Here is a 1,636-nt window from a genome sequence, read left to right as displayed (position 1 = left end):
GCCTTGGCCGATACCCGATGCCCGAGTTCCGGCGCCCGCCGGCGTCATCACTTGCCTACCCGGTGACGGAAATCAACTGGCCCTCACCGTCGACGACGGCTGCAGTACGGCGGACGTCGCCGCGTTGGGTCGATTCTGCGCCGATACCGGCATGCGACTGACGTTCTTCGCCAACGGGATCAACCCGTCGTGGACCGTGAACGCGCCCCTGCTGCGGCCGATGGTCGCCTCGGGTCAGATTCAGATCGGAAATCACACCTGGTCGCACCCCAACATCACCCGGATCGACCCGGCCGCGGTGGACGAGCAGATCGGTCGCAACGCCGACTTCCTGCGAAACACCTACGGAGTAGACGGAACCCCCTACTTCCGACCGCCCTACGGCAGCCACAACGCCGCGACCGATCGCATCGCCGCCGACCATGGCTACACCGCCATCACTCTGTGGAGCGCCGAGATCGGCGACTCCCGGCCCATCGACGAGGCGGCGATGATCTCCTTTGCGCAGGGATCGTTTCAACCGCAGCAGATCGTGCTCGCGCACGCCAACCTGCCCCCCATCAGCCATGTGCTGCCCCAGTTGGCCCAAATCATCGCCGGACGACGATTGCAGACCGTCACCCTGAACGACGTCTTCTCCTGACCGGGACTGCACGCCCCCGCTTCCTGACGCTGACAGCGGTATTCGTGCGCAATGGCTCGGGCCGCCACCATCCCGTGAGCTTGAATCCTCAGCCTGCGAGGTGATTCCACTCCCCCGAGAGGTTGGCCCACGCTCCGGTGGCGGCGATCTCACCGTCGACGAGGACGACGACGCGATCGGCCTGCGACAACGCCGCCCGCTTGGAGGTGGCACCGAGCACCGTGACGCCGCGAGCGCGCAGGCCTGCCCACAACTGCACCTCGGTCGTCGCATCGAGAGCGCTCGAGATATCGTCGGCGAGAAGCAGTTCCGGCTCGATCGCCAGCGCCCTGGCAAGCGCCAGTCGCTGGACCTGTCCACCGGAGAGCCGGACGCCGCGGTGGCCGACCAGCGCGTCGGTTCCGCCCGCCGCCTCGATGTCGGGTGCGAGGCGCGCATCGGTGACGGCCCGATCGATCTCCCGATCGTGGTCGAGGAGCACGTTGTCGGCGAACGTCCCCGACAACACCCGGGGCACCTGCGCGACGTGCGCCACCTGGCCCGGCCGCAGGAACGTCTGCGCATCGGCGACGTCGACGCCGTTCCAACGAATCTCGCCGGTGTACCCGACCAGCCCGCACAGTGCCGACAGCAGGCTCGACTTTCCCGATCCAACCTGGCCGAGCAGCAGGACGAGCTCACCCGCCTCGACCGTGAGGTCAACCCCGGTGACCCCGCGGGTGCCATCGTCGTGCACCGCCGTCACGTTGCGAAGCTCCAGGCGCCGCAATGGGGTTCGGGAAGGCGGTGTCGGGCGCGGAGCAGTTCCGGCGACGACGTCGATCCCAGGAGGAATGTCCATCAGGTCGGCGCCGCCTGCGAAGCGGCTGGTCGCCAGCTGCCACGCGCGGGTGCCCGGCGCCTCGGTGACCACCGCACCCGCGACGCTGCCGAAGTAGCCGAATCCGGCGACCGCTCCCGAGACGAGCAACGCGGTCGCGAGATTCCATACGT

General features: G+C 68.2%; 2 protein-coding genes. One reads left to right on the top strand and one right to left on the bottom strand.

Translation table 11 applies throughout. The features are described from left to right. Positions 1 to 643, top strand: a 643-nt coding sequence (locus ACRDUX_RS37370; RefSeq protein WP_526422010.1) for a polysaccharide deacetylase family protein, incomplete at its 5' end; no start/stop codon positions are given. Between the two features lie 88 nt (positions 644 to 731). Here ACRDUX_RS37370 and ACRDUX_RS37365 read toward each other — a convergent pair. Further along, positions 732 to 1,636 (bottom strand): ATP-binding cassette domain-containing protein (locus tag ACRDUX_RS37365; protein ID WP_526422008.1); only part of this gene is annotated, 905 nt, incomplete at its 5' end.

Origin of the sequence: Mycobacterium sp., from assembly GCF_050701675.1 — a bacterium.
Taxonomy (GTDB): Bacteria; Actinomycetota; Actinomycetes; order Mycobacteriales; family Mycobacteriaceae; genus Mycobacterium.
The sequence above is the reverse complement of the archived record's forward strand: the minus strand, read 5'-3'. Positions and strand labels throughout refer to the sequence as shown.